General features: G+C 55.2%; 18 protein-coding genes. 9 read left to right on the top strand and 9 right to left on the bottom strand.

Features of this window, described 5'->3' with window-relative positions; genetic code table 11:
* Nucleotides 1–20 precede the first annotated feature (20 nt).
* The 3 genes from AC0J4F_RS17620 to tgt all read left to right on the top strand — a co-directional run bounded on the left by AC0J4F_RS17620 (nt 21) and on the right by tgt (nt 2852).
* A complete protein-coding gene (locus tag AC0J4F_RS17620; protein WP_085955881.1) occupies nt 21–482 on the top strand; it encodes a peptidylprolyl isomerase in 462 nt (153 codons plus the stop codon).
* A gap of 142 nt (nt 483–624) precedes the next feature.
* On the top strand, nt 625–1707 hold the full coding sequence (queA, locus tag AC0J4F_RS17615) for a tRNA preQ1(34) S-adenosylmethionine ribosyltransferase-isomerase QueA (protein WP_133947487.1): 1083 nt from the start codon (nt 625–627) through the stop codon (nt 1705–1707).
* Nucleotides 1704–2852, top strand: a complete 1149-nt coding sequence (tgt, locus tag AC0J4F_RS17610) for a tRNA guanosine(34) transglycosylase Tgt (protein WP_473024191.1) — start codon at nt 1704–1706, stop codon at nt 2850–2852. Before queA ends, tgt begins: the two co-directional genes overlap by 4 nt.
* A gap of 25 nt (nt 2853–2877) precedes the next feature.
* Here the strand turns inward: tgt and AC0J4F_RS17605 are convergent, their stop codons facing one another.
* Nucleotides 2878–3312, bottom strand: a complete 435-nt coding sequence (locus AC0J4F_RS17605) for a DUF4864 domain-containing protein (RefSeq protein WP_133947483.1) — start codon at nt 3310–3312, stop codon at nt 2878–2880.
* Between the two features lie 203 nt (nt 3313–3515).
* Entirely contained in the window at nt 3516–4409 is an 894-nt protein-coding gene (gene galU, locus AC0J4F_RS17600) for a UTP--glucose-1-phosphate uridylyltransferase GalU (protein ID WP_133947481.1), read from the bottom strand.
* A 357-nt stretch (nt 4410–4766) separates the two neighbouring features.
* Between galU and kdsA the strand changes: the two genes are divergently transcribed.
* The 3 genes from kdsA (at nt 4767) to AC0J4F_RS17585 (ending at nt 8173) form a co-directional block, all read left to right on the top strand.
* Nucleotides 4767–5618 carry a 3-deoxy-8-phosphooctulonate synthase gene (kdsA, locus tag AC0J4F_RS17595; protein WP_473024190.1) on the top strand — a complete coding sequence of 284 codons (852 nt, stop codon included), beginning with the start codon at nt 4767–4769 and terminating at the stop codon, nt 5616–5618.
* A gap of 127 nt (nt 5619–5745) precedes the next feature.
* Nucleotides 5746–7020, top strand: coding sequence for a phosphopyruvate hydratase (eno, locus tag AC0J4F_RS17590; protein ID WP_133947477.1), 1275 nt, complete (start codon nt 5746–5748; stop codon nt 7018–7020).
* 205 nt (nt 7021–7225) lie between these two features.
* On the top strand, nt 7226–8173 hold the full coding sequence (locus tag AC0J4F_RS17585; RefSeq protein ID WP_209002220.1) for a hypothetical protein: 948 nt from the start codon (nt 7226–7228) through the stop codon (nt 8171–8173).
* A gap of 10 nt (nt 8174–8183) precedes the next feature.
* Here AC0J4F_RS17585 and AC0J4F_RS17580 read toward each other — a convergent pair whose 3' ends face one another.
* The 4 genes from AC0J4F_RS17580 to AC0J4F_RS17565 form a co-directional block, all read right to left on the bottom strand.
* Nucleotides 8184–8858, bottom strand: a complete 675-nt coding sequence (locus tag AC0J4F_RS17580; protein WP_473024189.1) for a DsbA family oxidoreductase — start codon at nt 8856–8858, stop codon at nt 8184–8186.
* Nucleotides 8859–8967: 109 nt separating this feature from the next.
* Nucleotides 8968–9990, bottom strand: coding sequence for a PleD family two-component system response regulator (locus tag AC0J4F_RS17575; protein ID WP_473024188.1), 1023 nt, complete (start codon nt 9988–9990; stop codon nt 8968–8970).
* A gap of 209 nt (nt 9991–10199) precedes the next feature.
* Nucleotides 10200–11834 carry an AMP-binding protein gene (locus tag AC0J4F_RS17570; protein WP_473024187.1) on the bottom strand — a complete coding sequence of 545 codons (1635 nt, stop codon included), beginning with the start codon at nt 11832–11834 and terminating at the stop codon, nt 10200–10202.
* A gap of 24 nt (nt 11835–11858) precedes the next feature.
* A complete protein-coding gene (locus AC0J4F_RS17565; RefSeq protein WP_473026448.1) occupies nt 11859–13664 on the bottom strand; it encodes an extracellular solute-binding protein in 1806 nt (601 codons plus the stop codon).
* Nucleotides 13665–13923: 259 nt separating this feature from the next.
* Here AC0J4F_RS17565 and AC0J4F_RS17560 point away from each other — a divergent pair, with 259 nt between their 5' ends.
* A complete protein-coding gene (locus tag AC0J4F_RS17560) occupies nt 13924–14628 on the top strand; it encodes an invasion associated locus B family protein (protein ID WP_133947469.1) in 705 nt (234 codons plus the stop codon).
* A gap of 150 nt (nt 14629–14778) precedes the next feature.
* On the opposite strand, the gene hspQ is transcribed toward AC0J4F_RS17560, so the two are convergent.
* The 3 genes from hspQ to AC0J4F_RS17545 form a co-directional block, all read right to left on the bottom strand.
* Nucleotides 14779–15102, bottom strand: coding sequence for a heat shock protein HspQ (hspQ, locus tag AC0J4F_RS17555; RefSeq protein WP_133947467.1), 324 nt, complete (start codon nt 15100–15102; stop codon nt 14779–14781).
* Between the two features lie 104 nt (nt 15103–15206).
* On the bottom strand, nt 15207–16250 hold the full coding sequence (locus tag AC0J4F_RS17550) for an HpcH/HpaI aldolase/citrate lyase family protein (RefSeq protein ID WP_422023767.1): 1044 nt from the start codon (nt 16248–16250) through the stop codon (nt 15207–15209).
* 86 nt (nt 16251–16336) lie between these two features.
* On the bottom strand, nt 16337–17233 hold the full coding sequence (locus AC0J4F_RS17545) for an LpxL/LpxP family acyltransferase (RefSeq protein ID WP_166672646.1): 897 nt from the start codon (nt 17231–17233) through the stop codon (nt 16337–16339).
* Between the two features lie 259 nt (nt 17234–17492).
* Here AC0J4F_RS17545 and AC0J4F_RS17540 point away from each other — a divergent pair, with 259 nt between their 5' ends.
* Nucleotides 17493–18470, top strand: coding sequence for an AEC family transporter (locus AC0J4F_RS17540; protein ID WP_133947461.1), 978 nt, complete (start codon nt 17493–17495; stop codon nt 18468–18470).
* Nucleotide 18471: 1 nt separating this feature from the next.
* Nucleotides 18472–18876, top strand: a complete 405-nt coding sequence (locus AC0J4F_RS17535) for a DUF1801 domain-containing protein (RefSeq protein WP_473024186.1) — start codon at nt 18472–18474, stop codon at nt 18874–18876.
* Nucleotides 18877–18886: the final 10 nt, after the last annotated feature.

Below are 18886 nucleotides of genomic sequence, written 5' to 3'. Positions count from 1 at the left end.
AGGAGAAAACCATGGCTGACATCAAAGACGCCGAAAACACATTGATCATGGACACCACCCAAGGCGAGGTCGTGATCGAAATGCGCCCGGACCTTGCGCCCAACCACGTTGCGCGCATCAAGGAATTGGTCCGTGAGGGTTTTTATGACGGAATCGTCTTTCACCGCGTAATCGAAGGGTTCATGGCCCAGACCGGGTGCCCGAATGGCACAGGCACTGGCGGTTCCGGCACTAAGTTGAAGGCGGAATTCAACGCCGAACCGCATGTGCGCGGCGTTTGCTCCATGGCGCGTGCTCAGGATCCGAATTCCGGTGATAGCCAGTTCTTCATCTGCTTCGACGATGCCACCTTCCTTGACCGCCAATACACGGCCTGGGGCAAGGTGATCGAAGGCATGGAAAATGTCGACAAGATCAAACGCGGTGAGCCTGTCCAAAATCCGGACAAGATCAATTCAATGAAGGTTGCCGCAGACGCTTAAGTCTCGACTTCAGCTCTGACTATTACAGCGCGGGTGGCAACATCCGCGCTGTGTTTGTTTTCACCTCCGGTTGACCTAATGCCAAACCGGCATTATCAGCCCCAACCGAACACCCCGAAAACCGGATCAGTTAGCCTTCACCATGCGTGTCGATCAGTTTGACTTTGAGCTTCCCAATGAACGAATTGCCTTGCGGCCTGCGCGGCCACGCGATGCCGCGCGCATGCTTGTTGTGCGCCCTGGTGAAACACCTGAGCTGAGCGACAAGGGCGTGCGCGATCTTCCTGCTCTTTTGGAGCCGGGCGACGCGCTTGTGTTCAACGATACAAAGGTCATTCCGGCGCAGCTGGAGGGTAAACGGCGGCGCGGCGACATTGAAGCAGGGATCAGTGTCACTCTGCACCTGAGATCTGCGGCTGACAGGTGGAAGGCCTTTGTCCGCCCGGCCAAAAAACTCCAGGTCGATGATCTTGTTGTATTCGAAGGCAACGGCGCCCGGTTGACGGCGACGGTAACGGAAAAATCCGACGGCGGCGAGGTTCTGCTGGTGTTCGACTGTTCCGGCCCGGATCTGGATGTTGCAATTGCACAGGTCGGTCACATTCCGCTGCCACCTTATATTGCGCAAAAACGCGGCGAAGACGAGCAGGATCGGCAAGACTATCAGACGATCTTTGCGGAAAAGGATGGCGCGGTCGCAGCGCCGACAGCGGGTCTTCATTTTACTCCCGAGTTGCTCGCGGCCATCAAGGACCGCGGGATCGAGATGCACCGGGTGACGCTGCATGTCGGGGCAGGGACGTTCCTTCCGGTCAAAGCCGACGACACAGATGATCACAAGATGCATGCCGAATGGGGAGAAGTGTCGGAGGAAACCGCTGCAGCTCTTCAAGCCGTCAAGGCCCGGGGCAACAAGGTGGTTAGCATTGGAACCACGTCCTTGCGTATTCTTGAAAGCGCAGCCCAGGCATCCGGGACGATCGTCCCGTTTGCAGATGAGACATCGATCTTCATCACGCCTGGCTACAAATTCAAGGCCATTGATGCGCTGATGACGAACTTCCATCTACCGCGGTCGACACTTTTCATGCTGGTCTCAGCGCTTTCAGGTCTTGAGACCATGCGGGCTGCTTATCAGCATGCCATCGACACCGAGTACAGATTTTACAGCTATGGCGATGCGTCTCTGCTGTTTCCAGACGCAAGCCAGGACGCATCCTCATGACCGACCCCAAGAAATTCGGCTTTAAACTGATCACTACAGACGGTATGGCCCGCCGCGGTGAAATCACGACACCGCATGGTGTTGTTCGCACGCCGGCCTTCATGCCTGTCGGGACACAGGCAACGGTGAAAGCCATGTTCACCGATCATGTCCGTGAAACCGGCGCTGATGTGGTCCTTGGCAACACCTATCACTTGATGCTGCGCCCGACCGCCGAACGGGTCGATCGGCTCGGCGGCTTGCACAAATTCATGAACTGGCCGCATACGATCCTGACTGACAGTGGCGGATTTCAGGTGATGTCTCTGGCTCAGCTGCGCAAGCTGGATGAGGATGGGGTCCGGTTCCAAAGCCATATCGACGGCAGCAAGCATAATCTGACACCGGAGCGGTCTGTCGAAATACAGGGGCTGCTCGGCTCTGATATTCAAATGCAGCTTGATGAGTGCATCAAGTTGCCAAGCCCGCGCGAGGAAGTTCAGCGAGCCATGGAATTGTCGCTGAGGTGGGCAGAACGCTCGCGGACCCAATTTGAAAAGATGGGCGGCCCAGGCAAGGGGCAGGGGCTTTACGGTATTGTTCAGGGCGGTGATGTTCCCGAACTCCGCATTCGCTCAGCCGAAGAGCTCGGCAAATTGCCGATGGAAGGCTATTCCGTTGGTGGCCTTGCGGTCGGAGAGCCGCAAGAGGTGATGCTGAAAATGCTCGACATCACCACTCCAGTCATGCCGGTCGACAAGCCGCGTTATCTCATGGGCGTCGGCACACCAGACGATCTTTTGGAAAGCGTGAAACGCGGGATCGATCAGTTTGATTGTGTCATGCCAACCCGTGCCGGACGGCATGGATTGGCTTACACCCGGTTTGGCAAGGTCAACTTGAAGAACGCCCGGCACCAGGACGATCCACGCCCCTTGGACGAAGAGAGCGCATGTCCGGCGACAAGCACGTACAGCCGCGCTTACCTTCACCACCTGTTTCGCGCAGGAGAAGCTCTCTCCGGAATGCTGCTGACTTGGAACAACATCGCTTACTATCAAACGCTCATGCAGGGCATGCGGGACGCGATTGAAGAGAGCCGGTTCGAGGATTTCTACGCCAAAACCAAGGAAGACTGGGCGCGCGGCGACATTGCCGCGCTGTGATGTCCTTCAAACTTGCCCTGGTCTTCTAAGCTGCGAACCCGTCCGACTTTGTCAGATAGCATCCTGAGATCCGCCACGACCCATCTGCTTGCTCTTCAAAACTGTAGAGGGCAAGCCAATTCTGGCCTTTGGGGCCGGTAACGTAGACTTCCTGGGTCGGGCCGAATTTGGTCATTTTGGACTGCCCAAATGTCACGTCTTTCGGCCGGTAGACCGGCTGATACCCGCTTTTGACCATCTGCATGAAGAATTCAGGGGTCTGGAACCGCTGCTGCAGAGACCTTGTTGCAAAGGAGAATGCCGTTTTGGCATCGTCCGCAGCAAATGCGCTCATCTGGTTCTTGATGATGGACTGAAACACGCTGGTATCTGCGGCAAGGCTTGGTGAAACCGTGCCAATTGCCAGGGCAGCGCCAAGGACGGCGCCGGCCGCGTATTTCCGGAAATAAGAGGCTGCCATAGTCGGTGTCTCCTTTCTCGAACACTCCAACTATACGCCGGTATTTCCTTTTCAGTTCTTAAATAGCTAAGAATCCCCTGCGGAATGCATCTGGTGGGGATAAGTCAGCTTTTTGCGGCCACTTCGGAAGGGTCGCGACGCCGTGAAACATAAAACCCGCCACGGTTCGTGACGGGTTTTGATCAGACTGCAGTTTCGAACAGTTACTCAGCTGCCGCCGGTTGGTCGATCATCTCACGCATGAACGGCAGGATTTCGCTGGCGAGTTTCGGGTCATCCAGACCGAACGCAATGTTGGCGCTCAAGAACCCCGCCTTGGAGCCACAGTCGAAACTCCGGCCTTCGAACTTGATCGACGAGAACGGCTGGGTTTCCATCAGCTTCAGCATGCTGTCCGTCAGCTGGATCTCGCCGCCAGCGCCGGTATCTTGTTTCGACAACAGCTCGAAAATCTGGGGCTGCAGAATATAGCGTCCCGTGATCATCAAATTGGACGGGGCGGTTCCAGGGGCCGGCTTTTCCACCATGTTGGAAATGTGCGCTGCGTTTTCGTTTATCTTTTCAGCAAGCTCCACAATACCGTAGTTCTGGGTCTGATCCTCTGGCACTTCCTCGACCGCAATGACGTTGCCGCCGGTTCCCTCATAAAGGTCGACCATCTGTTTCAGGCAGCTGACCTTCGATTTGATAATCACGTCCGGCAAAAGGATGGCAAATGGTTCGTCGCCGATGATGTCGCGTGCGCACCAGATGGCATGACCAAGCCCTAGCGGTGCTTGCTGGCGGGTGAAGCTGGTTGATCCGGGTGTCGGGCGATGTTTTTCAAGAAGATCCAGAGCCGCTGTCTTGTTGCGGGCTTTCAAGGTGTCTTCAAGCTCATAAGCCACGTCGAAGTGATCCTCGATCACCTGTTTGTTGCGGCCGGTCACAAAGACAATGTGCTCAATGCCAGCAGCCCGTGCTTCATCCACTACATATTGGATTATCGGCCGATCGACGATCGTCAGCATTTCCTTCGGCACAGCTTTGGTTGCCGGCAAAAAGCGGGTGCCAAGACCGGCAACGGGAAGGATGGCTTTGCGGATCGGTTTCGTCATGCCTGAAATTCCAACTCTTGCAAATTCCGCCACGCAGGTGGCTCTTATCAACGTGTGCTCACATCCGACCGCGCATTACCGCAACACGCTCCCGGACGTAACGTTTCTTTTGTATGGGCAATACCCCGGAGAGTATTAACACTGAATGTATCTCTTATCTGCGTGAAACGGATGTGGCGTAAATCACACGTCTGGAGCTGCCTGCTTTTTAAATCGATTAAAATGAATTCCGTGTTCCGAGCCGCCTGATATTGCAGGTTCTGGAAAAGAAGGTTATTGAACACGCGAATTCACATCACCCCCATTTACCCGCTCAATTGAGCTGGCCGCTGTTACCCAGCAGACAAAGGATCCTTGATGACTGAAGCCAACCGCACTGTGAACGTGGGGAGCGTTTCCTTCAATAATTCCGCGCCCTTCAGCTTGATTGCCGGGCCATGCCAATTGGAAAGCCGCGACCATGCGCTGGAATGTGCGGCAGCGGTGAAGGAAATTGCGGGCGGTTTAGGAATCCCGGTTGTCTACAAGAGTTCGTTCGACAAGGCGAACCGGACGTCCCTGTCAGCAACCCGCGGCATCGGTTTGAACGAAGCCTTGCCAATTTTTGCTGAAATCAAAGAGAAATTTGGTCTTCCGGTCCTGACTGACATTCATAACGCAGAGCAGTGTGCTCCAGTCGCTGAAGTGATCGATGTCCTCCAGATCCCGGCCTTTTTGTGCCGCCAAACAGACCTTCTGGTCGCAGCTGCTGAAACGGGTGCTGTGATCAACGTAAAGAAGGGGCAGTTTCTGGCTCCTTGGGACATGAAGAACGTCCTCCGGAAAATAACGGATTCCGGCAATCCTAATGTGCTCTTGACCGAGCGTGGCGCGAGCTTCGGCTACAACACGCTGGTGAGCGACATGCGCGCGTTGCCGATCATGGCCCAGACCGGAGCACCGGTGATCTTTGATGCAACCCATTCAGTCCAGCAGCCAGGCGGTCTTGGCGGGTCTTCCGGCGGTGACCGTGAAATGGTTGCTGTGCTGGCGCGCGCAGCCGTTGCGGTCGGTGTTGGCGGGGTCTTTATTGAAACGCATCCAGATCCTGAGAACACGACATCATCAGATGGCCCGAACATGATCGCGCTGCGGAACCTTGGGGCTCTTCTGGCTGAACTGAAAGCCATTGACGCTGTTGTAAAGAAATCCGCCGGTCCGCCGGCTTGATCGATTGGGCCGCGAGTTTGCGGCCCGTTTTGCTTGGGGGAGGCGGTGTTTGAAATCGCTACCCCGGACTTATCGCGGCGGTTCTTCAAAATGCTGGGAACCGATTAGCGCAAACGAGGAGTAATTCATGACCGCCATTATCGACATCACCGGCCGTCAGATTTTTGACAGCCGTGGCAACCCGACCGTGGAAGTCGACGTCTTTCTGGAAGATGGATCTTTCGGCCGCGCGGCTGTACCGTCCGGTGCATCCACCGGCGCTCACGAAGCTGTCGAACTGCGGGACGGCGGCGACCGCTACATGGGCAAGGGCGTCCAAAACGCCGTTGATGCTGTGAATGGCGAAATTTTTGAGACGATCGGTGGCCTGGAAGCCGAAGACCAGCTCCAAATCGACCGCGCAATGATCGATCTGGATGGAACCCCGAACAAGGCACGCCTTGGTGCAAACGCGATCCTCGGTGTTTCACTTGCTGTCTCACGCGCTGCAGCGCAGGCAACCGGTTTGCCGCTCTACCGCTATGTCGGTGGAACCTCGGCCCGCACCCTGCCTGTTCCGATGATGAACATCATCAACGGCGGTGAACATGCTGATAACCCGATCGATTTCCAGGAATTCATGATCATGCCGGTTGGCGCGGAAAGCCTCAGCGAAGCTGTCCGCATGGGATCAGAAGTTTTTCATACACTGAAAAAGGCTCTGTCTGCCGCTGGTTACAACACCAATGTCGGAGATGAAGGCGGCTTTGCCCCGAACCTGGCATCAACCGATGACGCGATCGGGTTCGTCATGAAGGCGATCGAGAGCGCGGGCTACAAGCCGGGTGAAGACATGTTCCTGGCACTCGATGCTGCGTCGACCGAATTCTTCAAGGACGGAAAATACGTTCTGGAAGGTGAGGGCAAGACCCTGAATCCTGAGGAAATGGCGAAGTATCTGGAAGACCTGGTCAACCGTTACCCGATCATTTCCATCGAAGATGGTCTTGCGGAAGATGATTGGGATGGCTGGAAGGCTGCGACCGATCTAATCGGCAGCAAATGTCAGCTGGTTGGTGATGATCTCTTCGTGACCAACTCAGCGCGTCTGCGTCAGGGTATTGAGAAAGGCGTTGCCAACTCCATCCTGGTGAAAGTCAACCAGATTGGCACATTGTCTGAAACACTCGATGCTGTTGAGACGGCACACAAGGCGTCTTACACAGCCGTGATGTCGCACCGTTCTGGCGAGACCGAAGATGCAACAATTGCAGATCTTGCGGTCGCAACCAATTGCGGTCAGATCAAGACCGGTTCCTTGGCGCGCTCTGACCGGCTTGCCAAGTACAATCAATTGATCCGTATTGAGGAAGAACTCGGTCCGCAAGCTTTCTACGCCGGCCGGTCCATTCTCAAAGGCTGATCGTTGTATTCACGCTATTCGATACCCCGCAAAATTCTGCGGGGTATTTTTTTACCATTGAGATAACGGTGTTTTGTTGTTCCAATTGGCAAATCACTGGACTAATGGTTAATGCATTAACCACGAGTACAGCGTCAATATTTACAATATATTGAAGTTGTTCTTATACATAGTCAGCGTTCAACTCTGGATGATTGGCTGCGTTATGAATGCGATTTCCCAAACCCAAGATGTCATTGCCAATTGGCAAGATCAACACAGTGCGCTGTTTGACCGTCAGAACATCAAGCTGAAGCATCGGCTCGCGGAAACTGGATTATTTTCCGAGGAAGCTCTTGGAAAGCTGATCGACAAGCTTGAGCCGCATCAATACACCTTGAACACCATGGGCCACGACAAGAATGTCAAAGAGTGGCGACATGGGGAAATCGGCAGCACAAGCGGGACCGAAGTGATCAATTGCATTCGCAACGGCCGTTTGTGGATGAACGTTTTCCGGATCATGGACATCGATCCGCAATATGATCGCGTACTCAACCAGATTTTCTCAGAGTTCGAGTCCCGTGTTCCGCACTTGAAGACCACAATGCGCAACATGTCCCTTCTGGTGTCCTCGCCGAAGATCCAAGTTTATTATCATGCTGATGTGCAGGGGCAGAGCCTCTGGCAACTGCAGGGAAAAAAACGGGTCTACGTATACCCGGTCAATCAAGCGTTCTTGACCGATGAGTCGCTTGAAAAGATCTTGATGCAGGAAACGGAAGAGGAAGTTCCGTATCAGCCGTGGTTTGACGAGTATGCCGAGGTGCACGACCTTGAGGCCGGCGAGATGATGCACTGGCCGCTCTATGGCCCGCACCGGGTCGAAAACCATGATTGCCTGAACATCTCCGTCACCACGGAACATTGGACGCGTGACATCCGCCACGAATTTGCTGTTCGCTATGGCAATGGTGTCTTGCGCCGGACACTGGGTCTTGAAAATTTGTCGACGGCACCCCGAGGCTTCCACGTTTATCCGAAGGCGGCTGCCGCGCTGGCTTGGAAACGCTTGAAGATGGAAAAGAAACGGCAGGTCCGGCGGATCGTCGACTTCCGTCTTGACCCAACGACTGAACTCGGATTCGTCGATATCGCGCCTTACGAAAAGTAAGCCAAACCAATCATGACGCGGTTTCTGCTTCCACGTCGGTGCGTGTCGCATCGGCGTGCATGATGCCTGCTGCAATTGTTTCGGCCTTTTCGGCGCCAGCCAGCACAAAACGTCCGTCGATGATAAAGCACGGAACACCGGTCACGCCTGATTCCTGGGCTTTGCCTATCTGAGTAATGATTTTGTCGAGGTCGGTCTCGGTCTCGAGCAGTTGCTCGACGAGATCCGATTGCATTCCCGCTTCTTCTGAAATGCGGACCAGAAGTTCGGACTTTGTCAGGTCCTCGCCATCGACAAAATAAGCCTTAAACAGGCGCTCCACCACATCATTCTGAACATCATCGGCTCGGGACCACAGAATGAGCCGATGGCAATCGAGAGTGTTCGGCGACAGTTTGATGGCGTCAAAGTCGAACGGGATACCTTCTTCCGTACCGGCCGCTTTGATTTGGGAATAGAAGGCATTCGCCCGCTCCATTCCTCCAAACTTGTCACTCAGATACTGCTTCCGGTCCTTACCGGTTTTGGGAAGCGTTGCATCGAGCTGAAACGGGTGCCAGCGGACTTCGACAGGAATGTTAGGCACTTGTTTGAGCGCTGCTTCGAGCCGGCGTTTGCCGATATAGCACCAGGGGCACATCACATCTGAGACGATATCGATGGTGATTGCTGGGGTGCTACTCATTCGGGAGACCTTGGGTTTGTTGCAGTTTTTATACTCTCACTGCCAGACTAGCAGGATGAGCTCGCCGGGGAAATGCCCCGAGGTCCGATCTACACATTGTGAACTGGGTTCAGGGCGCCATTACCGTGTGAGCGAGAATGGAGTTTATCCGTTTTTGAAGGCGCAAAGTTCCGGCTTCATTCTTCAAGACAGCCACAGGGCCAAGACCGCGGACCAGGCAAACCAGATCTTCATCCCGGCTTGTGGCATCCGCAACGGACAGCAAAGTACCGTTCAGTTCCGCAAGATCGTCTGCTGTCGAAGCCGGTATATTGAAGTTCTCCGGTGACAGGCGCATTTCCCAAAGATCAAGCCCGCGGGCGGCCATCGCGTTGGCTGTCGTCTCCAGATAATGCTCATACCGATCTTGATCGAGGCCTCCGACGGTAATTTGTTGTTGAAGCCACATATGGCTTTCTGAGAGAATGCGGTCGGCGAGACGGCGCCGTTTGCCAAGCCGAATTGCTGACGCCAGCCTCCGGTTGAGTGTTTCGGGGCTGTTTCTTCCGAGAAGGACGTCGGAGGCTCCATTCCGGAACAAGGTAACGACATCTTCTGGATCTTCACACACAGCCAAGACCGGTAAGCTGGCAAAACGGGCGTCCCGCCTGATTTGCTGCATGTAGTCGATGGTGTCTTCGGACGTGCTGTCGATGACAACCGCGTCAAACGCCCGCTGTGCCATGAATTCGGTGGCCATGCCCCCATCAAACGCGCCGACAACTTCCACATTGTGGCTGCTTGCCGCCTGCCACTCCAGAAAACGTCCGCTCACCCCGACAACCATCAAGCCGCTGCCGCCGGTGTAGTGCGGCGCCGCGCCAAACCCGGGGATTCTGCCGAAGATGCGCCGGCGGATTCTGGCTTCTTCCGAACGAATAAGGGCCCGTTGATGAATGCAAATCAGCATCACCAGGATGTCATCTGGAACTGACCGTTCCAAGATCGCCATCGGTCGGAGCCCGTCGACCGGCTCATCTTCGCTTCCAGTTAGAATGTAAAGCGGAACATCGCAGGGCAGAGTTCGGATCTCTTCTGCCAGCCAAAGAAAAAATGGGCGCCTTTTTTCGGTAGGGATATCTTGGATGTCCACGATTACCGCCGCCGGCAGCTGCTGTGGTGGCGAGAGTGAACGGTCAAACAGCCCCATTAGAGAGACATCTTGATCGTTCTCAGCATGGGAAGACGCTGGACGGAGAGGGCACCGTCCCACATACCAGTAAGGTCCGCGCCAAGAGAGCGAGGTTTCTACGTCCATCCCGTTTCCCACCATCGACCTGCCTTCATCAGGTCCCTCTTATATTACGCGACAGCCGCAGGCAGCCTTTGTGTGCGGAGTGTCAATCGGTCCCGGCACACGGTACCGTCGTCGTTTCGCGGCAACGATTGCAATATCAACACTCTGTGAGGGATTTTGGCAAGGTCAACTCCCTCAGCATCAAGATAGGCGAAAAACGCACCAGCATCGGGCACGTGGCCCGGTTCTGGTACAAGGGCCGCGTACATGCGCGCACCAAGGACCGGGTCTTCGACAGCGAACGCGGCCGCTTCCCGTATCCCGGGATAAGACGAATAGATAACGTCAATCGTCTCCAGGTTTCCGGTGCCCAAGGCATAAAGACCAGGCACGCCAAAACCATTCAGCCCTTCATCGGTGACGGAGACCTTGATATTTGTATTCAGATATCCGTTACCTTCCCACCGCACGCGGCGCTGATTGCCGTTTAGGGTCCGCCACCCGATATCGGGCACCATTGGACCACGCACCAGCAAGGTCGGCATTTGGTCTTCAAATGTCTCAGAGACGGAGATTTCAACTAGGGCTGGCCCGCTTTCACACCCCTCTGGCCCCTGATGCTTTCCCAAGGGTATGGGCCTTGATTTCGCACTCGGGCCCCGCGCATGGGCCGTCAGGGCAAATTCGTCTGCGATATTGAGATCAACCATTCGCCTGCGCGGTACGAACGTTGTTGGCTGCGGCGAGGAGATGTTCCAGGCAGCCAGGAGGGTCGTGTTCACATCGCCAAGCTTACGGTCCAGTGTCTGCGCAAGTGGTCCCGGTGCGAGAACAACATCCGCTTTAACGGCTTTGGCGTGGTCGGCAAGATTAGCAAGCGACGTCGGGTGATGAAGATGAAGCGTTCCTGCCGTCATCAGCCAGGGCACAAACCCGCCGCCAAGACCCGTCAGCCCGCTGAGGGAATAGGGGAGGACAATATTGCCCGCTTCCTTGATATGCGCTTCGTTGATCACCAAAGTGCCGCAGGACGTCCAGTGATTGTGGCACCGGCTGACCGGCATGTTTTCTTCGCCGCTCCGGCTCCAGCAGATGGTCGCCGCATGATCCGCGGGATCCGGGCGCGGTTCGCTCCGCTCGAACTGCAGCTCATCTCCCATTTCGGCAAGCATTGGTCCAAGTTCGATCAAGCCGTCTGGGATGTCCTTTCCAAGACCGAATACAAAACGCAGCGAAAACAGTTCCGCGGCCACATCCCGCGCGGCTGTGCCAACATCCCGGGTTTCAATCCGGTCTGCCGCAATCAGGCCCTTTGCACCGATCGAATTAAGCGCATCCAGAACGTTCTTCTGCCGCCAATGAAGGGGCAGCGGGGAAACGATCAAATCGGCACGCAAGGCGGCCAATATTGCAATGACGGTGTCTACGGTGTTGGGGGACTGGACACCAACCACATGGTCTTGCGTAAGCCCGACTGCGCCATAAAACGCGGCAAGCTTGTCGATCTCGCGATCCGCTTCAGCATAGGTCAGTCGGCGTGGTGCGCCACCTGTCCAGGTTGCGCGATCCGGCGCATCGACAATGGCGACACGGTCGGGGTGGGTTTCGGCGGTTTGGCGGAAAATTTCATCAAGCGGCAAATCGGACCAGGCTCCGCTTTCATGATGTTCCTGCACCAGGCTTTCAGGCGTTACTTTCATTTTTCAAGTCGTCCGTAGGTCCGATCAGTTGAGTGAGGTTGACCACCACGTGTCCAGTTCATCCCCATAAAGAGAATGGTGGCTCGGCGGCGAAACGCGTTTCCAGTGTGCGGCCCAATAGTCGGGCAAGTGATAAAGCGGTACCGAGTAGGCCCCTGAGATCAAAACCCGGTCGAAGGCGCGCACCGCATCGACAAAGTGTTCCCTGGACCGGGCACCGACGATTTCGTCGATCAAAGCGTCAATCGCCGGTTCGTTGGCCCCGACGAAGTTGAAGGATCCCTCAGTTTCAGCAGCTTGCGATGACCAACGCCCGTACTGTTCCGCGCCCGGAGACAGCGAAGACGTCCAGGTGTTGAACACCATGTCGAAATCGCGCCGTGTCCGCCTGTCTTCGAACTGGGACGGATCTACACTGCGAACCGTTGCCTCTATTCCAAGCAATTCCAGGGTCCGGATGTAGGCAAGAGCCAGTTTTTCCTCGTCTTCGTTCTTGGACAGGATTTCGAAACTGAGCGGTTCGCCTGTTTCCTGATGGATAAGCTTGCGGTCTTGAAGCGCGTATCCGGCTTTCTTGAATTCATTCAGGGCCGCACGGAGAACTTTCCGGTCCCTGCCGGAGCCATCCGCATCTGCCGGCCGCCACGTGCCCTCCAGAACGTTCGGGTCAACAGCATTGGGGAAGGGGGCAAGCAGCTCGCGTTCTCGTGCGCTCGCAGGCCGGCCGATCGACGACAGTTCGGAATTGTCCCAATAACCGGCTGTCCGCCTGTAGAGCCCATAGTAGAGATTGTCGTTCACCCATTTGAAGTCGAACAGCATCCTGAGTGCTTTTCGGGTCATCCGGTCGGAAAATTGGTCTCGCCGGGTGTTGAACGCCATCCCTTGCGTGGGCGCTGGAACACCACGTGGGATCTCCAGCTTAATGACATCGCCATCCTTGGCGGAAGGAAAGTCAAAGCCTGTAGCCCAGCGAACGGGATCACCGAATTTCAGAAAGTCGATGAGGCCTTTTTTGAAGGACTCCTGGAGCGTGGTTTCATCGCGATAGTATTCAACTCGGATCTCATCGAAATTGTCGAAACCCCTTTTGACGGGTAGGTCGTTCGCCCAGTAGTCCGGATTTTTCTCGTAAACCACAAGCCGGCCCGGCTCGATGGTTTTGAATGTGTAGGGGCCGGAGGCAACAAGCGGTGTGAGGGTCGAGCGGTCGAACGTCTCGGCATCTGTGTGTTTTTTGGAAAAGATCGGGGCAAGGGCAACCAGCAGGGGCAGTTCCCGGTTGTCGCCGTTTTCAAAGACCAGTTTCAGCCGGTTGGGCGCAGTGACACTCTTTTCCTTTATCTGCGCATACCAATTACGGAACGGCGGACGTCCCTTTTCTTCAATGATTTCAAGGGAAAAGATCACGTCTTCAACTGTTACCGGCGAACCATCTGAGAATTTGGCGTCCGGATTGAGCTCAAACTCGATCCATTCGCGGCTATCTGGCATTCGAACGCGCTGTGCGATCAGCCCGTAAAGGGAAAACGGCTCTGCATAAGACCGAACCAGCAGGCTTTCAAAGATGTTGTTGCCGAACTGACGTTCCCGCATACCCCGGGCAGACGTCCATCCGCCTTGAACGATGAAAGAATTCAGGCTGTTGAAAGTCCCTTGAACACCCAAAGTGATGGAACCGCCTTTAGGTGCATTAGGATTTGCGTATGGAAAAGGCGTATCAGGTGGCAGGGCCGGTTCGCCATGCATCGCAATGCCATGAGACCATTCGACCGAGTCGTCGGCCGAATATGCAGCGGGTACTAAAAGTGTCGAAAGCACAGCGGCCATGCCGAGAGAAACGGCAAACAGCAACGCCTGTGCGGTTTTCGCACAGCTGCTTTTTTCTGAATGTCGCGGCCAGTTGAACATAACAAATACGGAAAACCGGTTGATTCTCATTTCAAAAGCGTACCACAAGGAAATAACGGCAGCGCGCCGAACAAGCAGGAAACTGTTGGATATTCAGAATTGTTTCGCAGATCGGAAAGTGCGTTGCATATCGGTCACCCTCTTGCCCAAATTGGATGTCTTACCATGGAAAACCGACATGAAAGCGCGGCCGGGTCTTGCGGTTGTATGCGGAATGTCACAGAACAGCGCAAAGATTTGCACATCCACGATTGAGGACGTTTCGATGAAGAGTGTTTTGAAAAGAGGATTGATCGCTGGCGCCGCCGCCGCGCTCGTGACCCTGTCTTCTTTCGCAAGTGCTCCCGCAATTGCCCAGGAAGAAGAGAGCCCTTGGACAAAGGCGTGTAACAAGAACGAGCAGACCAATAACAAAGAAGTCTGCTTTATTTCTATTGAGTTGCGGACGAATACCGGTCAGTTCCTGAGCAACGTCGCCATTCAGGAAGTTGAAGGCGAAGCTCGGAAGAAGCTCCTGGTGGCTGTGCCGACCGGCGTTCTGATTCAGCCAGGCGTTCGCATCCAGATCGATGACAGCAAGCCGGTTCAGGGCAAGTACAGCATCTGTGCGCCGAATGCGTGTTACGCCGAGTTGGCAATCGACAACAACTTCGTCAACGCGATGAAGCAGGGCGGTGGCATGCGGGTTATCCCGTTCAACCAGCAGGGCAAGGAAATCGCTTTTGACGTCACGCTGATTGGCTTCACCAAGGTCTATGACGGCGCGCCGATGGATATTGCTGAGCTGCAAAAGCGTCAGGAAGAACTGCAGAACGAGTTGCAGAAACGGGCTGATGAGGCACGTCAGAAGCTGATCGACGCACAAAACGCAGCCAACCAGTAAGATCTCTTCTTAGTGATAATATCCGATCAGGCCGGAGCAAAAATGCTCCGGCCTTTTTGTTTGTGTCGAAAAAACAGGGGTGTGGCCAACAAAAAAGCCGGACCTAATAACCCGGCTTTCAATCTTCGGAGCTGCTAGTCATGAAGATCTTCAGTGCATCTCCACAGACCGCGGCAGATAAGACCCATCTGACTGTTCTTCGAAGATCTCAGCAACCTGCGGATGGCGCACCGGCTCACCTGTCATGTCGGGAACAAGGTTTTGTTCGCTGACATAAGCGACGTACTCGGTTTCATCGTTTTCGGCGAGCAGATGATAAAACGGCTGGTCGCGTTTCGGACGAACGTCTTCTGGAATGGCATCCCACCATTCTTCGGTGTTGCTGAAGGTCGGGTCGACATCAAAGATTACCCCGCGAAAGGGGTACACCCGGTGCCGAACCACCTGACCTATTTTGAATTTCGCCGTACGCATGATTACTCAATCGCCAACTGCTTGCATGTGCAGGAAGTAGCTTTCCTATTGTGCACATGCAAGGGGTCTAAGTGTCAATATTACCTCGGCAAACTTGCCGAAATCTAAAGACCGTACACTTCTGCAAGTTCTGCATCCTTGGATGCGACAACTTTAGCCAGGTCAACAATCACCTTGGCCTGCTTCCAGGTGGCGTCATCCTGCATTTTTCCATCGATCATGACTGCGCCCGTTCCGTCCGGCATGGCCTCCAGGATCTTCTTTGCAAAGGCCACTTCGCCGGGATCTGGCGAGAAGACGCGTTTGGCAATATCGATTTGTGTCGGATGCAGAGACCAGGCACCAAGGCAGCCCATCAGGAACGCATTGCGGAATTGGCTCTCGCACGCATCGGTATCGGAAAAATCGCCAAACGGCCCATAAAACGGCTTCAATCCATACGATAGGCAGGCATCCACCATCTTTGCCACCGTGTAATGCCAAAGATCTTGCTGGTAAGCCGTTCGTGCCGCGCCTTCGGTTGGATCTGCAAGAACTGCATAATCTGGATGTCCGCCGCCAACCCGGGTGGTTTTCATGCCACGTGAGGCTGCAAGATCAGCCGGACCCAGGCTCATGCCGTGCATCCGCGGACTTGCAGCGGCAATCGCCTCCACATTCTTCACCCCTTCGGCGGTTTCAAGGATCGCGTGAATGAGGATCGGTTTTTGAATGCCCGCCTTCGCTTCAAGCTGCGCAAGAAGCTGGTCGAGATAGTGAATGTCCCAAGGACCTTCGACTTTCGGCAGCATGATGACATCGAGTTTCTCACCAACTGCCGGAACGATTTCCATCAGATCATCCAAAAACCAGGGGCTGTTCAGGCAGTTGACCCGTGTCCAAAGCCCGGTCTGGCCGAAGTCGTTGTCTTGGGCCATCTGGATGAAGCCACGGCGTGCGTCCGTTTTGGCATCGGCGGGAATTGCGTCCTCGAGATTGCCGAGGACCACGTCCACCTTGGCAATGAGATCCGGCACCTTGGCGCGCATTTTCTCAATATGCGGTGGAACGAAATGGATCATCCGCTCCAGGGTAACGGGCAGTTCACGGAAGGGATCCGGCGCGCCAATCGCAAGGGGTTTGTAGAATGCGCTCGGGGTTTTGGTCAAAATGCTGTCCTCCACAATTGTGGCCCTAGCATATCTTCCAAATGTTGCACTGCAACTGCTCCGAAAGGCGGAAGGGCGCGGCCCGCTTACGCAGCGTCCTTCGCCGGAGCTGCGCTTCCAGCTGCAGCCCATTTCTTATGGATCCACATCCATTGCTCAGGATGCTCACGAATCCATTCTTCAAAAATCTCATGAATACGGATAGTCGCCGCTTCAATGTCCGCTTGCCGGTCTTCTGTGACGGGCACCGAGATTGCGCGCCCTTCTATGCGGAAGTTCACGCCGTTCTTGCGGATCACCCGTCCAAGGACAATCGGCACACCACAGGATCGGGCCAAAGAGGCGGGAATTGGGTTTGCATAAGCCATCTGACCGAAAAACGGGACCTGAATTCCCCGGGTCTCGCGGAGATCGCCCATGATAGCGACAATCCCGCCAGCTTTCAGAGTCGACAAGATCTTTCGCGCTGTCTGGTGACCTTTTGACAACAAGCCACCCTTGTAAAGATCCTTCCGCAACGAGCGGAGCGCCTTGTCGGCCTCCGGATTTTTCAAAGCCTGATAGACCCCGGTAATCTCAAGGCCGCCCATCACCGCGGGCTGAACGCACATTTCCCAATTGCCACTGTGAAACGATACAAACAGTGCGGCCTGTTCCCCGCGGAGAACCGCCTGCGTGATCTCGTCGGCATCGGCCTCGAACCGATGATCTTGATGCAGGAGCCGGTCGATATGGAAGGTCTCGGCAGCAACACGTCCGAGATTATCCCACATCCCCAGGACGATTTTTTCCCGCTCCTTGAGTGGCATGTCCGGATAAGCGTTTTTCAGATGCGTCAGCGCTCGTTTGTGGCGCGCATTCAAAGGAGCAATCCAGCGCCAGCAACGTCCCATCAACCAGGACGCAAAATCCACCGGGAACAACCGGAAAAGGCCAATCGCTGCGGAAAGCAGAAGGCTTTCAAGGTGGTTTCGAAACGTCATAGAAGCTGTGCTGGTCACTGATGGTGGACAGTCCCGGTCCACACGGCCTGAATTGGTCTCACCGTTCCGCCAAAAGCACACGGGACAAGCGGCATACGGAACGTTATGGCCTTGCGGTTCACCTCAAGACCTGTTTGGAATGCGATCCGGCGCGCCGTCTTGCATGTTGGGGTCCTTATCGAAGGCAGCACGATTATGCAAGCGCTCAGCCGCGTATCACCGCAACCGGCCTGCCAAACGCAAGTATTTTGAACTCATTATGCAGAACGTCATCTCGCTATCTCTACCGTTTTTCGGGCTGATTTTCCTAGGCTACGCGGCCGGCAAAATCAAACAAATCCCCGAAGCCGGTTTGAGTTGGATGAACTTCTTTGTCGTCTATCTGGCTCTGCCGGCATTGTTTTTCCGGCTGTTGTCCGGAACCCCTTTTGAGGAATTGGCGAATTTCGCGTTCATCGCGGCCACGACCTTCACCACTTACATCGTGTTCGCGGTGGCTTTCTGCATCGGGGTGGTCGCCACACGGGGCAGCATCGCCGAATCGACGATTCTGGGCATTGCAGGAGCGTATTCCAACGTCGGCTATATGGGGCCGGGACTGACGCTCGCGGTCCTCGGAGAAGAAGCGACGGTGCCGACAGCTCTTATCCTGTCGTTCGATAATGCCCTGATGTTCATTCTGGCGCCAATGATGATGGCGGTTGCAGGCGCCGAAGATCAAAGCATCGCAGATACTGTCAAAAGCATTCTTTGGCGGATCTTCAGCCATCCTTTTATTCTGGCGACCATCGCAGGGGTGTTGGCCGCTGCCTTTGAGTTGCAGCAGCCTCAGGCGTTTTCGACACTCCTGACCTACCTGAGCAACGCCGCAGCGCCGTGTGCGCTCTTTGCCATGGGAGTCAGCATAGCCATCCGGCCAATTGGCCGGATCCCGATCGAACTTCCGATCGTACTGGCTGTGAAACTGATCGTGCACCCGTTGCTGATCTTTATGTTGTTGATGTGGCTTGGCAATATCGACCCGGTCTGGATAGCGACGGCCGTGCTGATGGCATGTTTGCCACCGGCGACAAACGTGTTCGTCATCGCCCAGCATTACGGGACTTACGTGCAGCGGGCCTCGAGCTTTGTCCTGATAGGCACGCTTGTTTCAATTGTCACTGTGACCACCTTCATTTGGGCTATCACCACAGGCGCACTCCCGACCGGGTTCGCGGAAGTCATGCGGGGAGGGTGATGTGCCGGACAATGACGTATTGTCCATTATCGAGCGAGAGCCACCTGACATCCGCGCTGGATTGCTGGAGCTGCGCCGTCTGATCCTCGAGACGGCAGTTGAAACGGACGGTGCCGGCAAAATTGTCGAAACGCTCAAATGGGGCCAGCCGAGCTACCTAACGGAGAATCCCAAATCCGGAACAACGATCCGCATTGCGAAAGATGGTTCTGATCTGGGCGATATTGCCCTTTATGTTTCCTGCAACACCAGTCTTGTGTCGGAATGGCGGGGTCTCTTTCCAGACCTTATCTTCGGCGGTGACCGCAGCCTGCACCTTTCCCTCGCCAAACCCCTGCCTCTGCCGGAGTTGCGGCAGATGATTGGAATGGCCTTGACCTACCACAGCAGAAAGACGTCGCGCTGAAGCACCTATA

Source organism: Roseibium sp. R5, assembly GCF_055755305.1.
This window is presented reverse-complemented; position numbering and strand designations above follow the sequence as displayed.